The organism is Runella zeae DSM 19591, assembly GCF_000423565.1.
In the GTDB taxonomy this organism is placed as follows: Bacteria; Bacteroidota; Bacteroidia; order Cytophagales; family Spirosomataceae; genus Runella; species Runella zeae.
Genome location: NZ_KE384037.1, coordinates 152,212 through 177,337, shown reverse-complemented (window position 1 = coordinate 177,337; position 25,126 = coordinate 152,212). Strand labels below are relative to the sequence as shown.

18 protein-coding genes are annotated in these 25,126 nt (G+C 42.5%); 12 read left to right on the top strand and 6 right to left on the bottom strand.

Annotation, left to right across the window (positions count from 1 at the left end; all coding sequences use genetic code 11):
• Positions 1-41 precede the first annotated feature (41 nt).
• The 8 genes from G563_RS0121635 to G563_RS0121595 all read left to right on the top strand — a co-directional run bounded on the left by G563_RS0121635 (position 42) and on the right by G563_RS0121595 (position 9,577).
• Positions 42-770, top strand: coding sequence for an RluA family pseudouridine synthase (locus tag G563_RS0121635; RefSeq protein WP_028667143.1), 729 nt, complete (start codon positions 42-44; stop codon positions 768-770).
• Between the two features lie 61 nt (positions 771-831).
• Positions 832-1,137: a DUF6787 family protein gene (locus G563_RS39160; RefSeq protein ID WP_028667142.1), complete on the top strand. Its 306-nt coding sequence runs from the start codon at positions 832-834 to the stop codon at positions 1,135-1,137.
• Positions 1,138-1,596: 459 nt separating this feature from the next.
• Positions 1,597-3,456: a DNA mismatch repair endonuclease MutL gene (mutL, locus tag G563_RS0121620; protein WP_028667140.1), complete on the top strand. Its 1,860-nt coding sequence runs from the start codon at positions 1,597-1,599 to the stop codon at positions 3,454-3,456.
• Positions 3,457-3,499: 43 nt separating this feature from the next.
• Entirely contained in the window at positions 3,500-4,279 is a 780-nt protein-coding gene (locus G563_RS0121615; RefSeq protein ID WP_028667139.1) for a rhomboid family intramembrane serine protease, read from the top strand.
• A 93-nt stretch (positions 4,280-4,372) separates the two neighbouring features.
• Positions 4,373-5,290 carry a rhomboid family intramembrane serine protease gene (locus G563_RS0121610; protein ID WP_028667138.1) on the top strand — a complete coding sequence of 306 codons (918 nt, stop codon included), beginning with the start codon at positions 4,373-4,375 and terminating at the stop codon, positions 5,288-5,290.
• A gap of 113 nt (positions 5,291-5,403) precedes the next feature.
• A complete protein-coding gene (gene dxs, locus G563_RS0121605; protein ID WP_028667137.1) occupies positions 5,404-7,335 on the top strand; it encodes a 1-deoxy-D-xylulose-5-phosphate synthase in 1,932 nt (643 codons plus the stop codon).
• Positions 7,336-7,638: 303 nt separating this feature from the next.
• The gene (locus G563_RS0121600) at positions 7,639-9,030 is read left to right on the top strand and encodes a dicarboxylate/amino acid:cation symporter (RefSeq protein WP_028667136.1); all 1,392 of its coding nucleotides are present in this window, start codon (positions 7,639-7,641) and stop codon (positions 9,028-9,030) included.
• A 97-nt stretch (positions 9,031-9,127) separates the two neighbouring features.
• Complete coding sequence (locus G563_RS0121595) at positions 9,128-9,577, top strand: hypothetical protein (protein WP_028667135.1); 450 nt, start codon at positions 9,128-9,130, stop codon at positions 9,575-9,577.
• A gap of 58 nt (positions 9,578-9,635) precedes the next feature.
• On the opposite strand, the gene G563_RS35535 is transcribed toward G563_RS0121595, so the two are convergent.
• Positions 9,636-10,271: a MarR family winged helix-turn-helix transcriptional regulator gene (locus tag G563_RS35535; RefSeq protein ID WP_037327790.1), complete on the bottom strand. Its 636-nt coding sequence runs from the start codon at positions 10,269-10,271 to the stop codon at positions 9,636-9,638.
• 148 nt (positions 10,272-10,419) lie between these two features.
• Between G563_RS35535 and G563_RS0121585 the strand changes: the two genes are divergently transcribed.
• On the top strand, positions 10,420-13,149 hold the full coding sequence (locus G563_RS0121585; RefSeq protein WP_229598547.1) for a TonB-dependent receptor domain-containing protein: 2,730 nt from the start codon (positions 10,420-10,422) through the stop codon (positions 13,147-13,149).
• Between the two features lie 193 nt (positions 13,150-13,342).
• Here G563_RS0121585 and G563_RS0121580 read toward each other — a convergent pair whose 3' ends face one another.
• Positions 13,343-13,690: a hypothetical protein gene (locus G563_RS0121580; protein WP_028667133.1), complete on the bottom strand. Its 348-nt coding sequence runs from the start codon at positions 13,688-13,690 to the stop codon at positions 13,343-13,345.
• A gap of 201 nt (positions 13,691-13,891) precedes the next feature.
• A complete protein-coding gene (locus G563_RS0121575) occupies positions 13,892-16,027 on the bottom strand; it encodes a ligand-binding sensor domain-containing protein (protein WP_028667132.1) in 2,136 nt (711 codons plus the stop codon).
• Between the two features lie 213 nt (positions 16,028-16,240).
• Between G563_RS0121575 and G563_RS0121570 the strand changes: the two genes are divergently transcribed.
• The 3 genes from G563_RS0121570 to G563_RS0121560 all read left to right on the top strand — a co-directional run bounded on the left by G563_RS0121570 (position 16,241) and on the right by G563_RS0121560 (position 23,162).
• Positions 16,241-18,895, top strand: a complete 2,655-nt coding sequence (locus G563_RS0121570; protein ID WP_028667131.1) for a cation-translocating P-type ATPase — start codon at positions 16,241-16,243, stop codon at positions 18,893-18,895.
• Between the two features lie 468 nt (positions 18,896-19,363).
• A complete protein-coding gene (locus tag G563_RS0121565) occupies positions 19,364-20,617 on the top strand; it encodes a cation:proton antiporter (protein ID WP_028667130.1) in 1,254 nt (417 codons plus the stop codon).
• 226 nt (positions 20,618-20,843) lie between these two features.
• The gene (locus G563_RS0121560) at positions 20,844-23,162 is read left to right on the top strand and encodes an ATP-dependent helicase (RefSeq protein WP_028667129.1); all 2,319 of its coding nucleotides are present in this window, start codon (positions 20,844-20,846) and stop codon (positions 23,160-23,162) included.
• A gap of 48 nt (positions 23,163-23,210) precedes the next feature.
• On the opposite strand, the gene G563_RS0121555 is transcribed toward G563_RS0121560, so the two are convergent.
• From G563_RS0121555 to G563_RS0121545, 3 genes are read right to left on the bottom strand one after another with little or no spacing between them, the layout of a single operon-like run.
• Entirely contained in the window at positions 23,211-23,588 is a 378-nt protein-coding gene (locus G563_RS0121555) for a rhodanese-like domain-containing protein (protein WP_028667128.1), read from the bottom strand.
• Positions 23,589-23,627: 39 nt separating this feature from the next.
• Positions 23,628-24,428 carry a sulfite exporter TauE/SafE family protein gene (locus tag G563_RS0121550; protein ID WP_028667127.1) on the bottom strand — a complete coding sequence of 267 codons (801 nt, stop codon included), beginning with the start codon at positions 24,426-24,428 and terminating at the stop codon, positions 23,628-23,630.
• 37 nt (positions 24,429-24,465) lie between these two features.
• Entirely contained in the window at positions 24,466-25,119 is a 654-nt protein-coding gene (locus G563_RS0121545) for a response regulator (protein WP_028667126.1), read from the bottom strand.
• Positions 25,120-25,126 lie beyond the last annotated feature (7 nt).

Sequence of the window (25,126 nt, the reverse complement as noted above, 5' to 3'; positions counted from 1 at the left end):
AACTTTTCAAGTTTATTCATTAGAACTAAATTTTAATAACAATGGCCAAGCCATTTCACGTTGTTTACGAAGACAACCACCTTATCATTGTCAATAAAGCACCGGGGCTTCTTGTGCAAGGAGATTCCACTGGCGATGTATGTCTGCTCGACTTAGTAAAAGATTATATTAAACAAAAATACGAAAAACCAGGGGAGGTTTTTTTAGGAACAGTTCATCGCATCGACCGTCCCGTAAGCGGATTGGTGGTGTTTGCTCGTACCTCCAAAGCCCTCGAACGCATGAATGAGATTTTTCGTAAAAGAGATGTTCAGAAAACATACTGGGCGGTAGTACGCAAACATCCCCCCAAAAAGCAAGATAAACTGGTGAGTTGGCTTGTAAAAGATGAGTCCCGAAATGTAGTGACTGCTTATGACTACCCCGCTCCCAATGCCCAAAAAGCCGAACTTACCTATCGGGTACTGGGAGAAATCAATCGCCATTTTTTGTTGGAAGTGACACCCCTTACTGGCCGCCCTCATCAAATCAGAGTGCAACTCTCTCAGATGGGCTGTCCTATCAGAGGAGATGTAAAGTATGGTTTTGGCAAGCCTAATTCTGACGGCAATATCAATCTCCACGCTAGGCGATTGTTTTTTGTACACCCTGTAAAAAAAGAATCTATTTTATGCCGCGCCGCTTTGCCTCCTGAACCTTTTTGGGAGGAGTTTTTGGAGCTTGACCCCGAAGAAATCGGCCCAGAGCATTTGGCTTTTCTGCATGAGTAAAAATCAACTCATATTAGCTATTTTATAAGCAAAAGCTGTCTAACAACCAGATTATTAGTCGATGTCTTGGATAGAGAAACTAAAAAATAGGTGGGGAGTCAAAAATGGATGGCAAGTACTGGTAATACTACTGGTATTTGCCTGTACAGGCTTCACAGTTATGTATACCAAGAGATGGGTTTCCCAATGGCTCCGTATCGAAAGCACATGGGCAATTTGGTTATTTAATATCCTTGTGATACTACCCCTTTACCAAGTTATCTTATTGGTATACGGGTGGCTCTTCGGGCAATTTGCTTTTTTTTGGGCTTTCGAGCAGAAAATGTTCAGGCGCCTGATAAACTTGTTCTCTCGCAACCACTCATAATTCTGACGGTTCTACATTTTTTTCAACTGTTGATACGTCGGTCCACATTTGGTGGGCCATTTGCTCTACTGTATTAACCACCCCCTGAAGGGCTCCAAATACAATACACAGTGGCAAGATTATGGGTAGGAAAATGAGCCACTGAAAAGCCAGATGCAGGTTAGGCTTCTTCATTCTTAATTCATATTAAATGTCCACAACTATTTAAAAGAAAGATATTTACACTCTTAATATAGCCTTCCTCAAACAATGTGCCAAAGTATTTTATGAGGTAAATTATTTTTATTAACAAACATAATCAGCATTTGTCAATATTCCCAATAAAGTCAAAATATTTACTTATTTAATCATATAACTAAGAATTATTTTTATATGTTCAGAAAAGAAGATTTAAAATTCATACTTGGCAAACGTTTTACCGCCTTTCTGTTGTTGTCTTATCAAACCACCTGACCAAATATGCAAGACGTCATACGCCTACTACCTGATGCTATCGCCAACCAAATCGCAGCTGGGGAAGTAGTACAACGCCCTGCTTCTGTTGTAAAGGAGCTGTTGGAAAACGCCATCGATGCTCAAGCTAAGAATATACAAGTAATTATCAAAGATGCGGGCCGTACGCTTATCCAAATCATTGACGACGGCTGTGGCATGTCTGAGACCGACGCTCGTATGAGTTTTGAACGTCATGCTACCTCCAAAATCCGCTACGCTGATGATTTATTTCGGATTCGTACCATGGGCTTCCGTGGCGAAGCATTGGCGTCTATCGCAGCCGTAGCCCAAATCGAAATGCGAACACGCCGCCCTGACGACGAAATCGGCGTACTACTCCGTATTGAAGGCTCTGAAGTAAAATCCCAAGAATCAGTGGCGTGTTTGCCGGGCACTAATATTTTGGTAAAAAATCTCTTTTTTAATGTCCCCGCAAGACGAAACTTCCTAAAAACTAATTCGGTCGAAATGCGTCACATTCTTGACGAATTTCAAAGGGTGGCATTGGCACATTCGGAAGTTAGTTTTTCTTTGTATCACAACGAAACCGAAGTGTACAACTTGTATGCGGGCAAAATGAGCCGACGCATCGTAGATATGTTTGGCAAAAACTACCGCGAACAACTCGTTTATTGCCAAGAAGAAACTCCTTATGTGACCGTAAAAGGATACATCGGAAAACCTGATTTTGCCCGTAAAACGCGCGGCGAACAGTTTTTCTTTGTCAATAATCGTTTTGTCAAACATAGCTACCTTCACCATGCCCTACTATCGGCTTATGAAGGAACGATTTCTGATGGCAATCATCCCTTCTATGTTTTGATGCTCGACATTGACCCGTCCCATATTGATATTAATATTCACCCCACCAAAACCGAAATAAAATTTGACGATGAGCGCTCGGTCTATGCCCTTTTGATGGCCGCTATCCGAAAGGCAATAAGTGTCAATCACCTTGCACCGTCGATTGATTTTGATCTCAATGTCAATTTTTTGAGCCCCATTTCACAGGCACGCGCTAACGCTCCTATTCAAACAAATACGTCAAGTTATTCGCCTTCACCTTCTGCGCCCACCAAACGAGAAAGTGATAACCTCTCCAATTGGGAAAAACTGTTTGAGGGATTTCAGAAGCCTATTCCAACAGCCTCTCAACCCGAATTAGACCTAGAAGAGACCACCACAGAAGAGATATCTCCCTCTACCCTTGGAAGCAGAGCCAATGAAGTCAATGCGGATGAAGATCCTTTAAAAAATCGCCGTTTAGCGGTGCAAATTCAAAATCGCTATGTAGTATCAGCCGTAAAGTCGGGGATGATGGTCATTGACCAACGCGCAGCTTACGAAAGAGTACTCTATGACAGGTACATCAAACAGCTCACTACCCAAAATACAGTCTCACAACAACTGCTTTTTCCAGCCACGGTACAGCTACCTTTAGCAGATATTCCGCTTTTGCTCGAAATACGCGACGAAATCGCCGCTCTTGGCTTCGATTTCGACGCATTGGGACCCGGTACACTGGTGGTGAGAAGTATTCCAACGGATCTTCCTAGCGAAGATCTTCAGCAAATTTTTGAAGATTTGACAGAACAATTGCGCTCCAATTATTCGGATTTGCAACTAAACCGTGCCGAAACTACCGCTCGAACATTAGCTAAACGTTTTGCTCATAGATATTTGGTGATGCTTTCGTCAGAAGAACTCGAAAAATTAATTAATCAATTATTTTTATCTTCCAATCCAAATAATACCCCTAGTGGCGAACCGATTTTTACAGTTTTGGCGTTAGACAAGATATCTAATTTAATAAAAGGAGGATAGTAATCGTTTTAGTCACTACCTCAACCTCAAACTTGACTTTAGTATGTTGAACATCACCCCCGTCGTAAGAAATTTATTAATTCTGAACGTTGTTATATTTATCCTGCAAAGCTTAAGCCCTCAAATAATCAATTGGTTTGCTTTATATCCTGTAACAGGCCCGGATTTTCAACCCTACCAATTTGTGACATATATGTTTTTGCACGGGGGATTTGGACACTTGTTTAGCAACATGCTTGGGTTGATTTTTTTTGCTCCTTTGCTCGAACAACATGTCTTAGGTTCTAAAAGATTCGTAACTTTTTATTTCGTGACAGGTATTGGTGCAGGTTTGTTGTACGCAGGTATTAACTATTATGAACTCATTCAACTTAAGCATGCAGTAGACCTGTATACCCAATACCCTTCGCCCGAAGCTTTTTTGGACTTTGTAACCCGCTTTGCACCAGAGTTTAAAAGGAATGCTTATAATTTTTTGAATGACTTTGAAGATAAACCTCAAAATATAGCGTATATCAATGAAAGCTTGGCTTTTGTAAAACAGATGTATACCCAACGCCTGAGTGTACCAATGCTTGGAGCTTCGGGGGCAGTGTTTGGTATTATTGCGGCTTTTGGGCTAATTTTCCCCAATATGGAAATGATGTTGCTTTTTTTTCCTGTTCCTATCAAAGCCAAATATTTTGTTTCGGTTTATGCATTATATGAGCTATATGCAGGGGTACACATCAGAGATTCGGGAGTAGCGCATTTTGCACACCTTGGAGGCATGATTTTTGCTTATATTTTATTGAAAATGTGGGGCATCCGACGCATGTACTGATTTGTGGATTTATAGATTATTTTCTAACTTTCGTTCAAAGATAGGTGTTGTTTGAATAAATATTGACTAAGAATCTCTAACGGCAAAATAGGTATGGGTAGCATTTTTGACGATGTAAGAGGAGAGTTTTCGAAGACCAACAATGCGGTCATTAAGCTCATATTGCTCAACGTTCTTGTGTTTGTGGTGGTGATGATACTTTACGTGGTTTTTATGTTTAGTCAGCATCAATCCTACTTCGGACTGATAATGGAGCAGCTAAGTCTACCTGCCAATTTCCAGACTTTTATTTATCGGCCTTGGACATTATTCACCAACTTTTTTATCCATCAAGGACCTTTTCATATTTTTTTCAATATGCTATCCTTGTATTGGTTTGGGCAAATAATTGAAGAATATCTGGGTAGCCGTCGCTTGGTGGGTATGTTTATTTTGGGAGGTCTTGGGGGAGGTATTCTTTTTTTAGCGCTCTACAATTCCCTCCCTTATTTTCAGCCCGTTTTGTCTAGTGCCACGCTTATAGGAGCATCAGGGGCCGTATTTGCGATTATTGTAGGAGCAGCCACTCTTCTGCCTGATCATACTTTTTTTGTATTTTTAATCGGTGCCGTTAGACTAAAATATATCGCTGCTTTGTGTATAATCATCTCCATGGCGCAGCTTGTAGGCCCCAATGCCGGAGGGAACTTAGCTCATTTAGCCGGTGCTCTAGTGGGATTCGGATTTATAAAATCGCTCAAAAATGGCTGGGATTGGGGTACTCCTATTTATGCCGTTGGGGACTTTTTTCAAAAAATTTTTAGTCGTAAAACTAACTTACAAGTCCCTCAGCGTGCCCGCGCTACGACTACGTCTTCTAATCGTCGATTCACAACTTCAAGCGAGAATGCCTCAATTGTGATTCCTAACCAAGATGAAATTGACGCTATTTTAGATAAAATTTCGAAATCAGGCTATGAAAGCTTGACGCGCGAAGAAAAACAAAAGTTATACAAAGCCAGTCAACAGTAATTTATGCCTATCTTAAATTGTATGTAGACTGAGCGTCTTTTTTTGTACTTTTGCCAAACACTTTTGTTAGCAAGCTAGTTATAGTACTACGTTTTGTTTCAAGCCATTCAAAGATGCTCATCACTCCCGGTAAATTACTATCGCAAATCAGTACGCCTGAAGACCTGCGAAAGTTAGATTCAGTGTTATTGCCACAGGTCTCTCAAGAGCTTCGCCAATATATTATTGATTTGGTGTCGGTCTATGGTGGCCATTTTGGTTCAAGTCTAGGCGTAGTCGAGCTGACAGTAGCCTTGCATTATGTCTTCAATACCCCCGAGGATCAGCTCGTATGGGATGTAGGACACCAAGCTTATGGCCATAAAATACTTACTGGGCGCAGAGACGTTTTTCATACCAATCGCCTGTATGGTGGTATTTCGGGTTTTCCTAAAAGAAAAGAAAGTAACTATGATTCTTTTGGGGTAGGGCATTCGTCTACTTCCATTTCGGCAGCGCTTGGGATGGCCGTGGGAGCTCAATTGGAGGGGAAGAAACATCAACATTCTATTGCAGTAATTGGAGATGGCGCCATGACAGGCGGCATGGCTTTTGAAGCGATGAATCATGCAGGGTCACTCAAAAACTCCAATTTGCTCATCATCCTCAATGACAATTGCATGAGTATAGACCCCAACGTAGGGGCTCTCAAAGAATATCTTACTGATATTACGACGTCTCATACCTACAACCGCGTCAAAGACGAAGTCTGGAACTTGCTTGGTAAGATGAGCCAATTTGGCAAAAATGCCCGTGAGATTGTATCAAGAGTAGAAGACGGCCTCAAGGCAACCTTACTGCGCCAAAGCAACCTTTTTGAATCCCTCAATCTGCGCTATTTTGGACCAATCGATGGGCATGACGTAGATCATCTTGTACATGTGCTCAACGACCTAAAAGATATCCCCGGCCCTAAACTTCTCCACTGTGTTACGGTAAAAGGGAAAGGGTTTGCGCCTGCCGAAAAAGATCAAACTAAATGGCATTCGCCAGGAAAGTTTGATAAAATCACGGGCGAAATTTTCAAGAAAATACCTGATAAACCTCAACCACCTAAGTACCAAGATGTGTTTGGGCATACCTTGGTAGAGCTTGCCGAACAAAATCAAAAAATAGTAGGTGTAACCCCCGCAATGCCTTCTGGCTCTTCACTCAATATCATGATGAAAGCTATGCCACATCGGGCTTTTGATGTGGGCATCGCCGAGCAGCACGCAGTTACATTCTCAGCCGGTATGGCTACGCAAGGCTCAGTGGTGTATTGTAATATATACAGTACTTTTATGCAACGCGCTTATGACCAAGTCATTCATGATGCTTGTATTCAGGAGTTACCAGTAATTTTTTGTTTGGATAGAGCTGGGTTTGCGGGTGCAGACGGCCCTACTCACCACGGTGCTTACGACATCGCTTATATGCGCTGTATACCCAACATGGTAGTAGCTTCTCCCATGAATGAGCAAGAGCTGCGCAATTTGATGTATACGGCGCAACTTGACGAAGTACAAAACCAGAAAAAAGCTTTTACGATACGCTATCCAAGAGGAGAAGGTGTAATGCCACAATGGCGTACGCCTTTCGAAAAAATAGAAATCGGAAAAGGTCGCAAAGTAAGAGATGGCGAAGATATTGCGATTTTAACCATTGGGCACATCGGTAATTACGCTACTGAAAGCTGTAAAATGCTAGAACTAGAAGGTATCCAAGCGGCTCATTATGATTTAAGATTTGTCAAACCACTCGACGAAGCCCTCTTACATGAGGTGTTTAATAAATTTGATAAAGTGATCACCGTAGAAGACGGATGCTTGCAAGGAGGTATGGGAAGTGCCGTACTAGAGTTTATGGCCGACCACGGCTATCATGCCAAACTCAAACGCCTAGGCATCCCTGATCGAGTAGTAGAGCATGGAGAACAACTTGAACTTCATCGCGAATGTGGTTTTGACCCCCAAGGCATTGCAAGAGCCGCTCGCGAAATGATCGCTCTTGCAGTAGTGATTTGAGGTAAATCCTAGTGAGACAAATATTATAATTACCCAATCAAAAAGGCTTCTCATCTGGGAAGCCTTTTTGATTGGATAAACCGCCAAACAGCTATTTCACTTCCTACTTTTTCGAGTTACTCTTCGCTTATCTTTATTTTTTTTCTAATTTGTGGCAAAATCAAATTTTTCCATTTCTAAACCCGAATTTATCTTAATCATTCCTTCTCAAATACCAAATTATTCAAAAAACAAGATGAGAAGAGTGCCTTTACTCAGTATATTCTCTCAACCTGACCTTAATTTCTTCACAACTAACTCTTTATGAACAACCTTAAACATCGTCTTTTTATTGTCAACTGGGTGCTAGTTACATTGGCAGCGCTTGCTACAGTGCTTGATAAGTATGAAATCCTGCAGGTTAGTGATAGTATTCTTATTAGTCTTCGTTGGCTGGCATTAACAGGATTAGTCATTCACGCTTTTATCAAGCAAAATCTCACTACTTCTATCTTAGTAGCGATGCTAGTAGGTACCGAAATTGGCTACGATTTTCCAGAGCTAGCTCAAAACCTTAAATTTTTGCGAAAGATTTTCCTGCAAATGATTAAAACAATCATTGCACCTCTACTTTTTGCGACATTGGTAGCGGGTATCGCAGGGCACTCTGATTTGAAGCAAGTGGGGCGCATGGGTTGGAAGTCACTGCTTTATTTTGAGGTAGTTACCACGATTGCCCTTTTTATAGGATTATTTTTTGCCAATTGGTTCCAACCCGGAGCAGGCATCGCTCCTCCTAAAGACTTTCATGATGACCTACCCAAAGTACAACAGCAAAATTGGCAAGATATTATTTTACACGCTTTCCCCGAAAACATCGCTAAATCCATCTACGAAGGTCAAGTATTACAGATTGTCGTGTTTAGTATCATCTTTGGGGTAAGTTTGGCATTACTACCAGCTGCCAAAAAGACCAAAATGGTACATGGAGTGGAACTATTGGCCGAGGTAATGTTTAAATTCACAAAAATCGTGATGCTTTTTGCCCCTATCGGGGTGGGTGCTGCTATTGCCGAGACGGTAGGGCATATGGGTATTGATGTTCTCAAAAACCTAGCGATGCTACTAGCCACTTTGTACTGCGCATTGTTAGCATTTTTGTTGTTTGTACTCACTCCAGTAGCACTTGTCGCACGTATCCCCGTTTTCAAATTTGCCAAACAAATTTCCGAACCTGTTTCTATTGCATTTGCCACAACTAGTTCGGAGTCGGCATTGCCCAAAGCTATGGAACAAATGGAGAAATTTGGCGTACCTCGTCAAATTGTATCCTTTGTAATGCCTACAGGATATAGTTTTAACCTCGACGGCTCCACGCTTTATTTGGCTTTGGCAACGATTTTCGTAGCTCAGGCGTCTGGTACGGAGTTTCCGATAGGCCAGCAAATCACCATGGTCTTGTTGCTAATGCTCACCAGCAAAGGTGTAGCGGGTATTCCACGCGCCACGCTCGTGATTCTCTTAGGTGCGGTGGCCAACTTCGGTCTCCCCGAATGGCCGGTATTACTTATCATGGGGATTGACGAATTGATGGATATGGCGCGTACCTCGGTAAATGTAATCGGCAATTGCCTAGCCACCGCCGTGATTGGACGGTGGGAAGGTGAACTCGACGACGAAAAGATGCACGCTTCTGATCAAGTGGTAACTCCTTAAAAATTAGTTCAAAAGCTTTTTTGTTTGATAAAAAAAGTTTAGGTTCGGTAAAGTTTTACCGGACCTTTTTTATTACTAAACCTTATCTCTCAACACAATGGCACAACTCCTTCCTTTAGAAAAAGAAATCTCAGACATTTTTGCCAAATTTCCCGCTTTCCCTGACAACATCAAGGAAATTCTAGTCAAAATTTCCCCCTACCTATGTATTTTAGGCGTAATATTTGGAGGGCTGGCCCTGTTAGCAGCCTTTGGACTAGGCATAGGCGTATCCGCTATTGGCGCGGCGGCCTACGGCGGCATGGGGATTTACTGGATATCCATGTTGTTTTTGGCCGCGATGGTTGCCTTGGAAGCGATGGCCATATCGCCACTTATGAAACGACAAAAAAAAGGCTGGGATTATCTTTATTATATTTTTCTCCTTTCGCTCGTCAATGGAGTCATAAGTATTTTTGGTAGTTTTTCTGGCGGGATTTTTAGCCTAATTTTAACTTTTGTAATTGGAGGCTGGGTTTTATTTCAAACCCGCGAAAAATATTTATAGTTGAAGAATATACGTTTTGCAATTAAAAGGCTAGGATTTTGTCCTAGCCTTTTAAATTTTATCCTTTTTCCAACAATTCGTCAAGCCCTTTGTCTCTATCATTCAGAAAAAGTGGTTTGTGAAAATGATGTAATTTTTGAAGCAAATACAACAATTGTAGTTTCTCGACCTCATTGAGATTGCCAGCAATAATCAAACTCGCCTTTCGCATCTCGCCAAAAGTCCCAAACAATACCCCTCTCCCCTTATCAGTAATAAGCAACCGCTTGCTGCGGCGGTCATGAGTATCATCTATTTGCTCAATGAGCTCGTGATTCAACAGGCGTTTGATTACTTCCATGCCTGTGGTCTTTTCATGGATATTCATTTCAATGATTTCGGTTTTGGTACAGCCACCCCGCTGCCAAATACCCGCCAAGTAGCCGAAATCATCTATCGTAATCAGATTGGTTTGATCCAAAGCTTTTTTTATGTATCCTTTTGCATAACGATACAAAAACGCGATCAACTGAGACAATAAAGCCTCTACGGTTTCGCCATTTTCAAACTGCACTGCCTCAGCCGTTGACTTACTGAATACCTGCTGATTTAGGAAAGCCACAAAACTTTCCATATCATTTCTATGGTTGGGAGGGCGCTGCGCCTCATAAGCAGCCAAATGGACTATCAATTGTTGCAAAAGGTCATAATTCATATAATTAGATGAAAACATTCTAAAATTTAGAAAATATTATGTTTTCGTACAAACAATTTCTGAAATTGTATGTTATTGTACTGTATTCTATGTTCTAAACAAAGAAAAAAGAATAATGTTCAAAATAAACCTCTAGCCTATAGCAGCCATGAATCCTTTCCTGACATTAGATAATGTAGCTCGTCTGAAATCTATCCGAACCCAAATCATTGATATACTCGTCAACGATTTTAGCGTGCCCATAGAGATGATTCACCCTCAGGCCCATTTGGGCAGAGACTTAGGTTTTGATATAATGAGACAAGCTCTTTTCATCCAGCGTATTATCTCTCACTTTTCTATCCCTATTCCAGCACACAAACATAGTCAACTTTACACAATTCAAAAGGTTATGCAGTATTTATATGAACATCAAAGCCCACCAACCGCGCTAGCTCCGTCTCGTAGTTTATTAGGTAGTGTAGTGATTTTATTTACATTTTTCTTTCAAACGGCTTGGGCCCAAAACAATGGTACTATTTTGGGTATTGTGAAAGACAAACGTACCCAAGAAGCTCTGATAGGCGTAACCGTACAAGCCGAAAATACAACTTTAGGTACTACTACCGATGTAGACGGTAAATTTAAGCTTACGCTCCCTGTAGGAAGCTACAACCTAAAAGCTAGTTTTGTAGGCTATAAAGCAGATAGTAAGTTTAATGTGGTACTTACCTCAGGAAACGCCCAACAAATCAACTTTGAACTAGAAGAAGAAGCACTACAGCTGGAAGAAGCCAAAGTGGTATTTAATCGCTCTATCTCAGTAGCTTCCGTCGAAACGCCCAACTCCATTCAGAAACTTACTACCGAAGAAATCAAAAACAATCCTGGGGGTAACTTTGATATTTCGCGGGTGATTCAAGTGCTACCAGGAGTAGGGGGTACGGCTGGCTCAGTGGGAGGTTTTCGCAATGATCTCATCATCAGAGGAGGAGGCCCCAACGAAAACGTCTTTTATCTTGACGGTATCGAAATTCCCGTTATCAATCACTTTGCTACGCAAGGAAGTTCGGGCGGGCCTACGGGTATTCTCAATGTATCTTTTATCGAAGATGCTACGCTGAGTTCGAGTAGTTTCAATGCGCGTTATGACAATGCCTTGTCTTCGGTGCTTCAATTTCGCCAACGCGAAGGAAACCCTGAACGAGTTCAAGGCAATATACGCGTAAGCTCTACCGAAGTAGCGGGAACGTTTGAGGGGCCGCTTTCGCCTAAAACCACTTTTTTAGCTTCGGTGAGACGTTCGTATTTGCAGTTTTTATTTAAGGCCATTGATTTACCGATTCGTCCCAATTATTGGGATTTTCAGTACAAGGTTACTCACAAAATCAACAAAAAGACTACTCTTACCGCTATCGGAGTGGGGGCTATTGATGAGTTTACGTTTGCTGTGCCCAAAGAAAGCAGCCCCGAAAAAGAGTATATCTTACGCTCAAATCCTAACATCAACCAATGGAACTATACCACAGGATTTTCGCTCAAAAGATTACTGGAAAATGGTTTCTTGAATGTTTCGTTGAGCCGCAATATGTTTGACAATCGTCTCGATAGATTTGAAGACAATCGCCAAGGAGACGAAAGGTATCGAGTACTGAAAAGCAAATCTCAAGAAATTGAAAACAAACTTCGTATTGATGTCAACAAGTTTGTGGGAAAATGGGAATATAGCTACGGAGCAGTGTTGCAATATGTCAAATACAACAATGATTTTTTCAATGTGTTTCGTCGAGAAATCAAAGATGCACAAGGTCAAATCATCCAACCGGCCGTTAATATTAGTTTCAATACTGCCATTGATTTTTTCAAATATGGGGCTTTTGCGCAAGTCAATCGTAAATTGCTCAACGACCGGCTCAACCTGTCGGCTGGGCTACGAACCGACATGAACTCTTTTACCGATGAAGGCAACAATCCCCTCCAAACCCTTAGCCCACGTCTTTCAGCAAGCTACCAACTCGGCGATAAATGGCGAATCAATGCTTCGGTGGGACGATATTTCAAAACGCCTATTTACACCGTTTTAGGTTACCGTCAAGACGGCAATTTTGTAAACAAATCCAACAAATACATTCGTTCAGACCATTTGGTAGCGGGGCTTGAGTTTATTCCGACTCCCACGACACGTATTACGCTTGAAGGCTTTTCCAAAACTTACGACAACTACCCCGTATCCCTCCGTGATGGTATTTCGTTGGCAAATCAAGGGGGGAATTTTGGAGCTATCGGCAATGAAGCCGTTACGAGTACGGGCCAAGGACGTAGCCGAGGAGTGGAGTTTTTTGTGCAACAAAAGCTCACCAAAAACTTTTTTGGCGTACTGAGTTACACTTATTTCAAATCAGAGTTTACGGGCAAAGACGGTAAATACATTGCCTCTGCCTGGGACAATCGACATCTGCTATCAACTCAACTTGGCTATAAATTCAAGAAAGGGTGGGAAATAGGACTCAAATGGCTTTATCAAGGTGGCTCTCCTTATACACCTTTTGATTTGGTAGCTTCTCAGCGCAACTATCTCACGACGGGCGTCGGTACGGAAGATTATACTCGCCTCAATAGCCAACGCTTGAAGGCTTTTAGTCGGGTAGATTTTAGGGTTGATAAAAAATGGAATTACAAAAAACTCTCGATTGATTTATTTTTTGACTTCCAAAATGCTTTGTTAACCGCCAACCCCGCTTTTCCCCAATATACTTTTGAGCGCTTGGCCGACAACTCAGGCTTCAAAACCTCCGACGGACAGGCGCTGAAACTTGATGGTAGTAATGGAATTCCACTCATTTTGTCTAACGAAGACTCCAATTTTACACCCGCATTGGGCTTAGTGATTGAATTTTAAGGGCTTACGCATAGTTAATCGTTATACGCGGCTCATTGCTACGGTTAACTGTGCGTAATCATTCAAGTATTGATGCAAAATTAATTAAAGTTAAAATCGTCAATGAGTGCCATGAATGCCATTTTTTTCCTTATGTGAAACTTTGGAAGTTGAAAATGTATAAATCGGATAAATGTAAGTAGTTGGCAAGATTTTATCTTGATTTAGCAGCCGTAACTTCAAAAGGTAGGGGAGATATATTTTGTAAATCTAGCTCAGGAGAAGTAAGAAAATAGCCAGTAACGTAAATTTTTAAATTGTTTTTTTTGAATTCCTCAGGCAGGCCACAACTACCCCATGCCACTCCATTGGTATCAGAAATAAGCATATAGCCACTGTACAAGCCTCCAGAAGTAACGACCGTCACAGGGGCGTTGACAACATGTTGAGCGCGACTTAGATTGGTGCTACCATAGCAGCCCGCTACCGCAGGATTAGGGGTGTCTTGTTTACAACTTACCGATGCAACCAACAAAGTCAATAAGAGCAAATAGCGATACATGGTTTTTGGTGGTTATTTCTTAGATGCTACTTAAACTTTTTAAAACAGTAAATACAAGAGGATTTCAGCCAATATATTTCCTGCTCTGAGGACGCTGCTTTGTCGAAAAAAGTTGGAACCAAAATATCTTTTTATTCGTATCCGCTCATTCATTTTTATCTTTGAAACGGTAAGAAGTCGAGGAGATTAGTCTCCATTCTACTACTTCCAAAACCCATGATAACGACCTATCCAATAAGCGGCCAGAAAATAACTGCCGCTTTCTTCGGTTTTTCCGTCGTCACCTGCATCAAAATGTTTGGGATTGGTATTCCAGCGCGAAATATTGCTTTCGGGCGTAGGAATGGGCTTCGTAGATTGAAGCTTTCCTGAGCGACTTACGAGTTGGTCTTTGGGCAAATCCCAACGATGACTGTTTTCCATCGTCCAGTTTACCAAATCAATGGGGTACTGCTGGATTTCTTGAAGGGCTATTTGTAAATCACAGTCTTTGTTGAGCATCACACTACTCAATACGTTCCAGACGGGCATGTGGTCGTTACGGACGGCTTGCCAACTTCGGAGCAGGCTTTTTTGATAAAGCTCCCGATGAGGGTCGCCTTGGCTATAGCGGAGCAGATTGTAATAAGGGAAAAAATTGAGGATATCATCCGAATGACTTGTTTCAAAAGGCCCGAAGACTTTGGCTTGTACCGCGTTTTGGGCGTAGCCATGCTGCTTGGTCAGATACTGATAATGCTTTTCAAATTTTGAATCGCCCGTGAAATGATAAGCAGTTTTCAAAAAAGAGAGAATTTGGAGCGAATTAAGCCCTCTTTCATACATCCAATTGGGTGAGTGATTTAGCGAGTCGGGATGCCATATACCCCAGCGTGTAGGTTTGCCATCAAAGTCAATCAAGTGGTAATTGTTGTCAACAATATGGTCAACAATGCGCCTAATCAGCCGTCGAACCCGTTCTTTTTGGGCCGAATCCGCCACCATATCATAAAAAAGCGGTAGCGTAAACAAATGCCCCGTGATTTCGTCAGAGCTAGTATCATCAAGCCATTGCCATTTGCCATCAGGGGACGAATGCCATTTTTTAGGATGTGGCGACCGCGACTGCGTCACTACGTCGGTAGCAGTGGCGTAGGAGCGGGCAGGGTAGCCCGATATACCCGTTACGGTTTCGAGCCTTTCCAATGCTTCAAAAGTTTCAATGGCACGGGCTTTGGCCGCCGAATCGCCCGTAGCCGCATAGCGAAAACACTCGGCTAGTAAATAACACGAAGTCCAAAGACCGTCGTTGTCTTCATTGTCTGAATAACTACTTGATACATCTCCGGGGGTTTTTAATCGGGAGCGATTGATGAGCCCACGGCGATTGTGGCGCAGTGCGATGACTTTTTCGAAGAGGTCGGCTTTTTGCGCCAAAGTCATCGGTTGTTGTTTGATTTGAGAAATACCTTCGAGCGTAGCCATCCAAACCGTCAGTGAGTCGATTACCAAAATATCGTTTATTTGACTATGAGGCATCCATCGTTTTCCGTGATAATAATGCCAACTTGAATCTTTTTTGATAGCCCCTTTATGAGTACCCATCCAGATACCATCGTGGGTTGGGCGTACTACTCTGACGGGGCCATAAGGCAAGCCATCTGCACCGCGTAGTGCCCAGTGGTCGCCGTTGTCGGCGATACAGCTCACTGCCCACACACTACCAAAAATCATATCCTTGCCTTGGTTGTAGGGAGAAAGAGCATAGTAAGTCTCTTGATTGCCTATGGCCATTAAGGTCTCGTCGAGGTTTACCCATTTTGCTTCTTTTCTCCGCCAAAGCCCCTTCGTAGTAGCTATATACAAGCTCCCGGTGGCATCTTTGGCTATATCGTTTACCCGTGTTGACTTTATGAATGGTGAAAAATCCCAACGGCCTTCCCACATCCACAATCCCTCATTAGTACCTACCCATAATGTTTTTTTGTTTTCCCAAAACAAACACAAAATCGTATCATTGGCAGCCAAGGGAGGTGACCCAATGTTTTTTACATTTTTTTCGGATTGAATATTTTTGGCTGAGGCTAGCCATAGGTTGCCGTCCAAATCAAGCGTGGCTGTGCGCCATCCAGTACCTTGGCGCCGACCTGTCCACTTTCCGTCTCTATGCCTAAAAACACCTGTTGAAGTAACAGCTACCACATTTCCTTCAGAGTTGAATAGTTTAAGAACATTTTTACCAGCTTCGTCAGGGAGGATAATGTCGGTTTTGACTGTTTGTAAATAAGTCTCTTGCGCCAAACAGGCTGACATGGGGAAAATGAGCAAAATCAGTAAAAAGCTTCTAATAGAAAACATGTGGAGGAGTTTTTAAGGCCACTTGATAAGCTGAATCAATCATAATACGCTCTTTGGGGTGATTTGGGCTATAAATAGGTCAGGTAAATTGCTGACGGATGAGAGAGCAATATCGAAACATTACCAAACCGTTAAATAATAGAAAAAGGCTAGAAAATGTACCAAAATAAAGGTTGTTTGACTATATTGACATCTTACAAAATTACTTAGGTCATGCCACATCCATGGTTTTTAAAAACGATTGACGAAACTGCTTCTGAGACTTCTACCGAAATTCATGCGGGACTAAGTAATGAAGTAGCCCAACAGCGATTACTTGAAAATGGTCTCAATATTTTGCAGGCAGCCAAAAAGCAACCGATTTGGCTGATGTTTGTTCACCAACTCAACGATGCTTTGATTTTTGTGCTTTTTGGAGCGGTGGCGATCACTTTTTTTATGGGAGAGCACATAGACGGAGCCATTATTTTGATAGTCATTTTTATCAATGCTGTCTTAGGCGTATTTCAGGAAGTAAAAGCAGGCAATGCCATAGAAGCGCTTAAAAAGCTTGCTTCGCCCAAAGCTTTGGTAAAAAGAAACGGGCATCAGATGGAAGTATCGTCGGAAGAGATTGTGGTAGGAGATATAGTAGTATTGGATGCGGGTCGGTATGTGCCCGCAGATTTGAGATTGGTAGAAAGTGCTAATCTGAAAATAGATGAAGCAGCCCTGACGGGCGAATCTGTCCCCGTCGAGAAAGACGCCAAAGCTATGATTGAAGATGAGCAAGCACCCTTAGGCGACCGTCTCAATATGGCTTATATGTCTACCTTGGTGACTTACGGTAGAGGTATGGGGGTGGTGGTGGAGGTAGCCAACCAAACGGAAGTTGGTAAAATCGCCACTATCATCAGTCAAGAAGAAAAAGTGGTGACTCCTTTGGAGAAAAAACTAAACGAATTGGGCAAAACGCTAGGCATCATTGCAGCGGCGATTTGTGTCGTTATGTTTGGGATAGGTTATCTACAAGGCCGCGACCTTACCGATATGTTTTTGACGGCGGTTTCGTTGGCTGTGGCTTCTATTCCAGAAGGTTTGGCGGCGATTGTGGCGATTGTGTTGTCGTTGGGAGTTACCAAAATGGCCAAACAAAATGCCATTATAAAGAAATTGCCGGCTGTGGAGACCTTAGGCTCGGTCAACATCGTCTGCTCCGATAAAACGGGAACCTTGACCCAAAACAAAATGACGGTCACGCATTATTTTACGTTTACGGATGGGGTAGCCGACACCGAAAAAAAAGGAAATATTTCTGACGAAGCTTCTTTGTTGGTGAAGGCGATGGTGCTCAATTCGGATGCGACCCTCGAAGACGAAAAATCGACCGGCGACCCCACCGAAATAGCCTTGTTGATGCTAGCTGATGAGTTAGGCATGGATAGAAATCAAATCCACGCATCGCAACCGCGAATTGATGAATTGGCTTTTGATAGTAACCGCAAAATGATGTCTACCTTGCATCAAGAAAACGACAATTTTATGGTATATACCAAAGGTGCCGTTGACAACCTCATTCTCAAATGTAAATATGTGATAGAGCAAGGGGAGATTATTCCTTTCATAGATACGCATCAGGTAGTACTCATGGAGGCGATTGATCAAATGTCGGCACAAGCGCTGCGTACTTTGGCCGTGGCTTATAAGGCTGCTTCTTCGCCTTTGGCGCACCATGATTTTGAAGAAGAGCTTGTATTTATTGGCGTGGTAGGAATGATAGATCCCGCAAGAGATGAAGTAAAAGACTCAATTAAGTTGGCCAAAGAAGCGGGTATCAAGACTATCATGATTACGGGAGATCACAAAACCACGGCGGTGGCGATAGCCAAAGAACTCGGAATCGCCGAAGAAAGCGAACAAGCTATTACGGGAACCGAGCTCAATCAGATGTCAATCGAAGAATTAGAAAAGCAGGTGGGCAATTATCGAGTTTTTGCGCGGGTCTCGCCAGAGCATAAAGTAAATATTGTAAAGGCTTTTCAGGCGCAATCCAACATCGTATCAATGACGGGCGATGGCGTCAATGATGCCCCTTCTCTGAATGCGGCGGATATTGGGGTGGCAATGGGGATCACTGGAACCGACGTTGCCAAAAATGCTTCTGATATGATTTTGGCCGACGACAATTTTTCTACTATCATCTCGGCCATAGAAGAAGGACGAAATATCTATAACAACATCAAAAAGTCGGTGGTGTTTTTGCTTTCTAGTAATCTGGGGGAAGTGATTACGATGCTTGTGGCGATTGTGGCAGGAATGCCCGTGCCTTTATTAGCTACTCAGTTGTTATGGATTAACCTAGTGACTGATTCTTTGCCCGCAATCGCCTTGGGAATGGACCCTGGCAGTAAGGATGTGATGAAGCATCGACCACGCAAAGCCAACGAAAGTTTTTTTGCTCACGGCGCCATTACCAATGTCATCTTAGGCGGGTTATCGATTGGAGCAGTGACCATTATCTCGTATTGGCTGGGCTTTAGCGAGTATGGTTATTCTCCTTTTGATGCAGATGTACCCGCCCATATCTTAGGATATGCTCGCACGATTGCTTTTATTACAATTATTGCGTGTCAATTATTTTATGCCTTGGCTCTGCGACACCCCCAACAGAGTATTTTTAAAGTGGGTATTTTCAAAAATAAATACCTGATTGGAGCAATCGTACTTGGGTTTCTTTTGCAAATCGTACTATTGGAGATTCCTTTTTTAGCACAAGCTTTCAAATTGCAACCTTTGCATCTTAGATCTTGGCTCGAAATCATCGGATTAGGGCTATTTCCTTTGGTATTAAACGAAGTGTTTAAACTCTTTAAAAAAATAAGCAAATAAGTGCCTAATTGCTGGTTTCGACTTAAGTGATGATGCAAAAATAGACTTTCCAAACGGTCCGCCGCGCGGTTTCAGGCTTATACTTTTGATAATCAGAGGATTTATAAACTTGCCGCGGCGGCGGACCGCAAAGTCTCGACTAATTCTGCTCAATTACTTATCATTTAGGGGTAGAAATGGCGCTGTCTCTCCAGCTCAAAATACCTAAGCTTTGTTTTCAATATTTACCACTTTGTTGAAAAAAAAAGCTGTTATTCTAGAAAGTACGTACTATTTTTTGCGTAAACTATGAACTTTTTGAGAAAATGACCTCTTTTAAAAAGAGAGGGTTTTGTCAATAGACCCGTTGTACTTCCGACAAAAAATCGTTTCTGTTATCTTCTTTTGGGTGCTTGTACTTGCTTCAAATGTAAGCAAGGTGCGTTTTTTTTGTTTAGTTTTTAACACATTATAAACCCTCAGTAATATATGGAGTTGTACTATTCGTTTTCAGTACTTATTGTTCTTGCAGCCATATTTTCATATCTCAATGAGCGCTTTCTTAAGCTCCCTTCCACGATTGGCATCATGCTGATGGCCATGCTCGTGTCGATTGCGCTCGTCATTACGGGCAATGTCTTCCCCAATTTATTTGCGGGTTTTTCGGGCCTGATTGCCAACATTGATTTTACTGAAATATTGATGGGCGCGATGCTCAATTTCCTGCTTTTTGCGGGGGCTATTCATATTCGTCTCAAAGATTTGAAAGAGCAACGCGCCCCTATTATTGTTTTTTCGACCGTAAGTGTGATTATATCCACGGTCATTGTGGGTTTTCTGAGTTATTATATTCTTCACTTTTTTCATCTTGATGTCCCCCTCATTCAATGTCTGGTTTTTGGGGCATTGATTTCGCCCACCGACCCTATTGCGGTATTGGGGATTCTCAAAAAAGCGGGCGTACGCAAGTCATTGGAAACCAAGGTGGCTGGTGAGTCATTGTTCAACGACGGGGTGTCGGTGGTGGTGTTTGTGGTGTTGCTAGAATTGGCCAAAGGTGAAGACGTTGATTTGTCATTTGGGAGTGTGAGTTGGCTGCTTGCCAAAGAGGTACTAGGCGGATTTGGAATGGGGATACTGCTCGGGTTTATTGGGTCACGAGCCATGCAACGAATCGACAGTGCCAATGTATCGGCCTTGATTACTTTGGCGATTGTAATGGGGGGCTATTTGATTGCGCAGGCGATGCATATTTCGGGGCCTTTGACTATGGTAGCTGCTGGACTGGTGATTGGGAATTATGGAAAAGCAACGCGGATTTCGGTCACCACGCGCGATTATCTGGACAAGTTCTGGGAGCTGATTGACGAAATCCTGAACGCTATTCTTTTCTTAATCATTGGTCTTGAATTGTTGCTCATTCCCGACATTACCAAATACTGGCTCATCGGTTTGATTAGTATTGTAGTAGTATTGTTTGCAAGATTTATCTCGATATGGATACCTACGCTTCTTATTCCTTTCAAAACGAAATTTGATCGTCAAACCATTACTATTTTGGTATGGGGTGGTCTTCGAGGGGGAGTGTCGGTGGCGTTGGCACTGTCGATTGAAAAAGACCTAAACAAAGATTTGTTTTTGGCGATTACCTACTTTATCGTCATCTTTTCTATTTTGGTACAAGGGCTCACGGTGGGCAAACTCACACAGTCCAAAAAAACGTCTAAACTTTCCGAAGTCTAGGTAACAAATTACGTTTTTCTAACACTGCAAAATCCGTAGGGGATTTATCTACGTTAGGTATTCGAAAAGTGATTTGAAGGGAGTTTTTAGGGGATGTTACATTAAAAAAAACTCAAGCCACCGTGAGAGGGGCTAATGTTTGTGGCTCATCCCACATATTGCTACCAAACGAGGGCATTTTTCCCTAACTTTGTTTTTGTTTTCTATCAAAATCAAATTTTATCTAATGACAGGTTATTTAAGCGGATTAAACGAACCACAAGCCCAGGCCGTTACGCACGGAGAAGGGCCTTTGATGATTATTGCGGGGGCAGGTTCGGGCAAAACGCGTGTATTGACTTTTCGGATTGCACACCTTATCGAAAACGGCGTGGATCCTTTTCGGATTTTGGCCTTGACTTTTACCAACAAGGCTGCGGGCGAAATGCGCGAACGTATCGAAAAAGTGGTAGGGCAAGAGGCAAGAAATATTTGGATGGGAACTTTTCACGCCGTCTTTGCCAAAATGCTGCGTATCGAAGCGCCCTATTTGGGCTATACTTCTGATTTTTCTATTTATGATACCGACGATTCCAAATCACTCATTAAGAGTATTGTAAAAGAGTTGAATTTGGACGATAAAACTTATAAACCCAACGTCGTCTTTAATCGTATTTCGGGCGCAAAAAACAACCTCATTTCGGCAGATGAATACTTAGCAAATCCACTGTTTAGAGCCGATGATGAAGCGGCTAAACTGCCCGAAATTGGACGACTTTACAAGGCTTATAGCACACGCTGCTTTCAGGCCAATGCCATGGATTTTGATGATTTGTTGTTTAATACCAACGTTTTGTTTCGCGATTTTCCCGAAATCCTGAACAAATACCAACATAAATTTAAGTATGTATTGGTAGATGAGTTTCAGGATACCAACGTAGCCCAGTACTTGATTACCAAAAAGTTGGCGGCGGTACACCGCAACATCGCCGTGGTAGGCGACGACGCCCAGAGTATCTACGCTTTTCGCGGGGCCAACATTCAGAATATCCTCAATTTTGAGAAAGATTTTCCAGAGGTGCGAGTGGTGAAATTGGAACAAAATTACCGCTCTACTCAAACCATCGTCAATGCCGCCAATTCGGTGATTGCGCGCAACAAAGGACAGTTGAAAAAGAGTGTTTTTACGCAAAATGCCGAAGGCGTACTTATCGATGTCGTAAAAGCCAATTCCGACAATGAAGAAGGGCGATTGATAGCGACGGCGATTTTTGAAGAGAAAGTAAACAAAGGACTCAAAAATACCGATTTCGCGATTTTGTACCGTACCAATGCGCAATCTAGGGCGTTTGAAGAAGCGCTCCGCCGACTCAACATCAAGTACCGTATCATCGGTGGATTGTCTTTTTATCAACGCAAAGAAATCAAGGATTTGTTGGCGTATTTGCGCTTTATCGTCAATCAAAACGACGAAGAAGCTTTCAAACGAATCATCAATTTGCCCAAAAGGGGGATTGGCGATACAACCGTGGCTAAAATTGCAGTGACCGCCGCCGAAAACCGCGTGCCTGTATGGGAGGTAGTGGCCAATATTACAAAATATATTTCAGGACGAGCGACTGTGCCGATTGAAGGTTTTGCGTTTTTGATAAAGAGTTTCAAGTTGCTTATTGAAGAAGGTAAAGATGCTTATACGGTAGCGGCGCACGTCGCCAAAACATCGGGCATCTTGAAAGAACTCTACGAAGACAAAACGGTAGAAGGGCTGAGCCGCTATGAAAACGTGCAAGAGTTGCTCAATGCCATCAAAGAGTTTGTGGATAATCCTGATATTGAGGATAAAACCATGAGTTCGTTTCTGCAAACGGTGTCGCTTTTGACCAATGCCGACGAAAACGAAGACGACGGCGATACCGACCGCGTAACCCTCATGACCATTCACGGTGCGAAGGGACTAGAATTCAAAAATGTATATGTAGTAGGCTTGGAAGAAGGACTTTTTCCGAGTCAGATGATGCTCGAAAAACGGGAAGATTTGGAGGAAGAACGGCGCTTGTTTTACGTGGCAATTACCCGCGCTGAAAACAAACTTACTTTTTCATATGCCGAAAGTCGCTACAATTGGGGGCGCTTGAATATGTGTGAGCCAAGTCGATTTTTATACGAAGTAGATCAACGTTTCTTGACGACTTCGAAAGGGCGTCGCTCGGGTGGGTTTGACGACTATCGTAACAATGCCGAACCTGCCGCCATGAATTTTATTCGCAAACCCGCCGGTAATTCTAGCCCCCAACCCTCGAAGGCAGTATCAGGTGTTGCCAAACCCCTTGCTACTCAAAAAGATAATACTCCTTCGTCGGCAGGTACCACATCGTCGGAGCCTTTTGTGCCAAGTGATACTTCAACCCTTGAAGAGGGCAATCGCGTCGAGCATCCTAAGTTTGGCAAGGGAACCGTCAAAAAAATGGACATCAATGGCAATGACCGCAAAGCGGTGATTCATTTTGATGGCGTGGGCGAAAAAACACTTCTGTTGAGTTTTGCTAAGTTGCGGATTTTGAGATAACAACTAAAGGTGATTAGATAATAAAAAAAAGGGGCACGCCCCTTTTTTTTATTTTAACCCTTCTTTGACCAAATCGGCATAGCCGCCCCCTTCGAGGTTATAAATATGCTTGAAACCAGCTTCTTTCAACACTTTAGAGGCTTTAGCACTTCGGCTTCCTGCTTTGCAATACACAAAAACAGGCTTGTCTTTGTCAAGTTTTTCTACTTGCTGCTTAAAACTATCGTCCATCACATTTATGCCCTGCGCGGTGTTTATTTTGCCTTCGCTCCATTCTTTGGGAGTACGTACATCTAGCAGCTGGGCATTGGGGGTAGATTTTAATTTTTGCACAAATGTTTTTAAATCAAGGTTGTTTTGAGCAACAACCCTTTGATTGATTCCCAAAAACGCAAAAATAATCAATGAAGAAAGGAAGGTTTTCATAGGAAAGGAGAATAAGATTTTGGAATCTTTAGTGATTGATTAAGACAAAAATAGCTCTTTAAAAATAATATATATACCCATAAGGAGGATAAAATAACCAAAAATCGGTTTGAGTTTGTCTCCGCTTATTTTGTGGGATAAAGCACTGCCTATCATAATTCCGAGGATAGCAATGGTGGAAAATTGTAACAGAAAGCGCCAATCTATGAGATGATGCAGAGAATAGTCGCGCCAAAAGCCCATGAAGGAATTGGCCGCAATAATGACCAAAGAAGTCCCCACGGCTTTTTTCATAGGGGTTCGCGCCATTAAGACTAAGGCAGGAATAATCAAAAACCCACCGCCTGCTCCTAAAAAACCCGTAACTATTCCTACCAAAAGCCCTTTATAAATCAGTGCCCAAGGGTTGAATTGACCATTTTTATCGTTGAGTTCGCTATGCTCGTCGTGGTTGCGTATCATTGAATAGGCCGCAATAAGCATCAAAATAGCAAACAGCAGCAAGAGAAAAAGAGACTTGTGCAGAATAAAATAGGAGGTGTGGAAAACAACGTCGGGTAGAAGAGGAAGTAGCACACTTCTAGATACATACACACTTATCATGGAAGGTACGCCAAACATAAAAGTCATGGGCCAATTGATATTGCCAGACCCTGCCCGTACGGTGGCACCTACCAAACTAGTGATACCCACCATAAAAAGCGAGTAAGTGGTAGCAAGCAGTGTATCTATCGAAAACAAATACACCAAAATAGGTACAGTCAGAATAGCCCCACCGCTACCGACCAGCCCTAGCGATAGGCCCATAAACAATGCCCCTACAAAACCGACTATTTCCATATCGTAAACATGGACAAAGTTTAGCACTTTGCCAATGTTAGAGGAGTTTTTCTTCCAAAGCAAGTTTTACCAATTCGGCAGCATTGTGTACTTGGAGGCGTCGCATCATATTGGCGCGGTGGTTGTCTACAGTACGTACGCTGAGGTTGAGTTGGTCGGCGATTTGGCGGCTGCTCATGCCTTCAACGAGCAGTTTAAGTACTTCCTTTTCTTTTTTAGAAAGAAGCGTTTTGCGCGATTCGGAAGCCTTCTCTACCCGCTGAACTTGCGAAAGATAGCCATTGACAATGATGCTTGCGACCGAAGCACTGAAGTATTTGTCGCCATTTTTGACGGTATGAAGGGCCGTCAAGATTTCTTCACGCGTGGCGTCTTTGAGCAGGTAGCCGTAGGCACCAGCTTCTACCGATTTCAGGATATAAGCGTCGTCGTTGTGCATCGACAAAATCACGGGTCGGATTTGGTTGCTTTGTTTTACTACTCTTTTCACCAAATCGATTCCCGATATACCCGGCATCGAAATATCTACAAGCATGATTTGCGGAGCCAAAACCATGATTTTTTCGAGGGCTTCTTCACCCGTAGAAGCTTCGCCAATTACCTCTACTTCGCCCGTATTTTCTAAAATTGACCTAAGCCCATTTCTTACAATGGTATGATCATCAACGAGTAACACTTGGATTTTTTTCATTATTAGG

Excerpts from the sequence above, each read along its gene's own strand:
- G563_RS35535 (WP_037327790.1), bottom strand. The coding sequence starts at position 10,271 with ATGAATTATGACCTTTTGCAACAATTGATAGTCCATTTGGCTGCTTAT.
- G563_RS0121545 (WP_028667126.1), bottom strand. The coding sequence starts at position 25,119 with ATGAAAAAAATCCAAGTGTTACTCGTTGATGATCATACCATTGTAAGA.
- G563_RS0121615 (WP_028667139.1), top strand. The coding sequence starts at position 3,500 with ATGTTGAACATCACCCCCGTCGTAAGAAATTTATTAATTCTGAACGTT.
- G563_RS0121560 (WP_028667129.1), top strand. The coding sequence starts at position 20,844 with ATGACAGGTTATTTAAGCGGATTAAACGAACCACAAGCCCAGGCCGTT.
- G563_RS0121550 (WP_028667127.1), bottom strand. The coding sequence starts at position 24,428 with ATGGAAATAGTCGGTTTTGTAGGGGCATTGTTTATGGGCCTATCGCTA.
- G563_RS0121580 (WP_028667133.1), bottom strand. The coding sequence starts at position 13,690 with ATGTATCGCTATTTGCTCTTATTGACTTTGTTGGTTGCATCGGTAAGT.
- mutL (WP_028667140.1), top strand. The coding sequence starts at position 1,597 with ATGCAAGACGTCATACGCCTACTACCTGATGCTATCGCCAACCAAATC.
- G563_RS0121555 (WP_028667128.1), bottom strand. The coding sequence starts at position 23,588 with ATGAAAACCTTCCTTTCTTCATTGATTATTTTTGCGTTTTTGGGAATC.
- G563_RS0121565 (WP_028667130.1), top strand. The coding sequence starts at position 19,364 with ATGGAGTTGTACTATTCGTTTTCAGTACTTATTGTTCTTGCAGCCATA.
- G563_RS0121595 (WP_028667135.1), top strand. The coding sequence starts at position 9,128 with ATGGCACAACTCCTTCCTTTAGAAAAAGAAATCTCAGACATTTTTGCC.
- G563_RS0121570 (WP_028667131.1), top strand. The coding sequence starts at position 16,241 with ATGCCACATCCATGGTTTTTAAAAACGATTGACGAAACTGCTTCTGAG.
- G563_RS0121585 (WP_229598547.1), top strand. The coding sequence starts at position 10,420 with ATGAATCCTTTCCTGACATTAGATAATGTAGCTCGTCTGAAATCTATC.
- G563_RS0121610 (WP_028667138.1), top strand. The coding sequence starts at position 4,373 with ATGGGTAGCATTTTTGACGATGTAAGAGGAGAGTTTTCGAAGACCAAC.
- G563_RS0121635 (WP_028667143.1), top strand. The coding sequence starts at position 42 with ATGGCCAAGCCATTTCACGTTGTTTACGAAGACAACCACCTTATCATT.
- G563_RS39160 (WP_028667142.1), top strand. The coding sequence starts at position 832 with ATGTCTTGGATAGAGAAACTAAAAAATAGGTGGGGAGTCAAAAATGGA.
- G563_RS0121575 (WP_028667132.1), bottom strand. The coding sequence starts at position 16,027 with ATGTTTTCTATTAGAAGCTTTTTACTGATTTTGCTCATTTTCCCCATG.
- dxs (WP_028667137.1), top strand. The coding sequence starts at position 5,404 with ATGCTCATCACTCCCGGTAAATTACTATCGCAAATCAGTACGCCTGAA.
- G563_RS0121600 (WP_028667136.1), top strand. The coding sequence starts at position 7,639 with ATGAACAACCTTAAACATCGTCTTTTTATTGTCAACTGGGTGCTAGTT.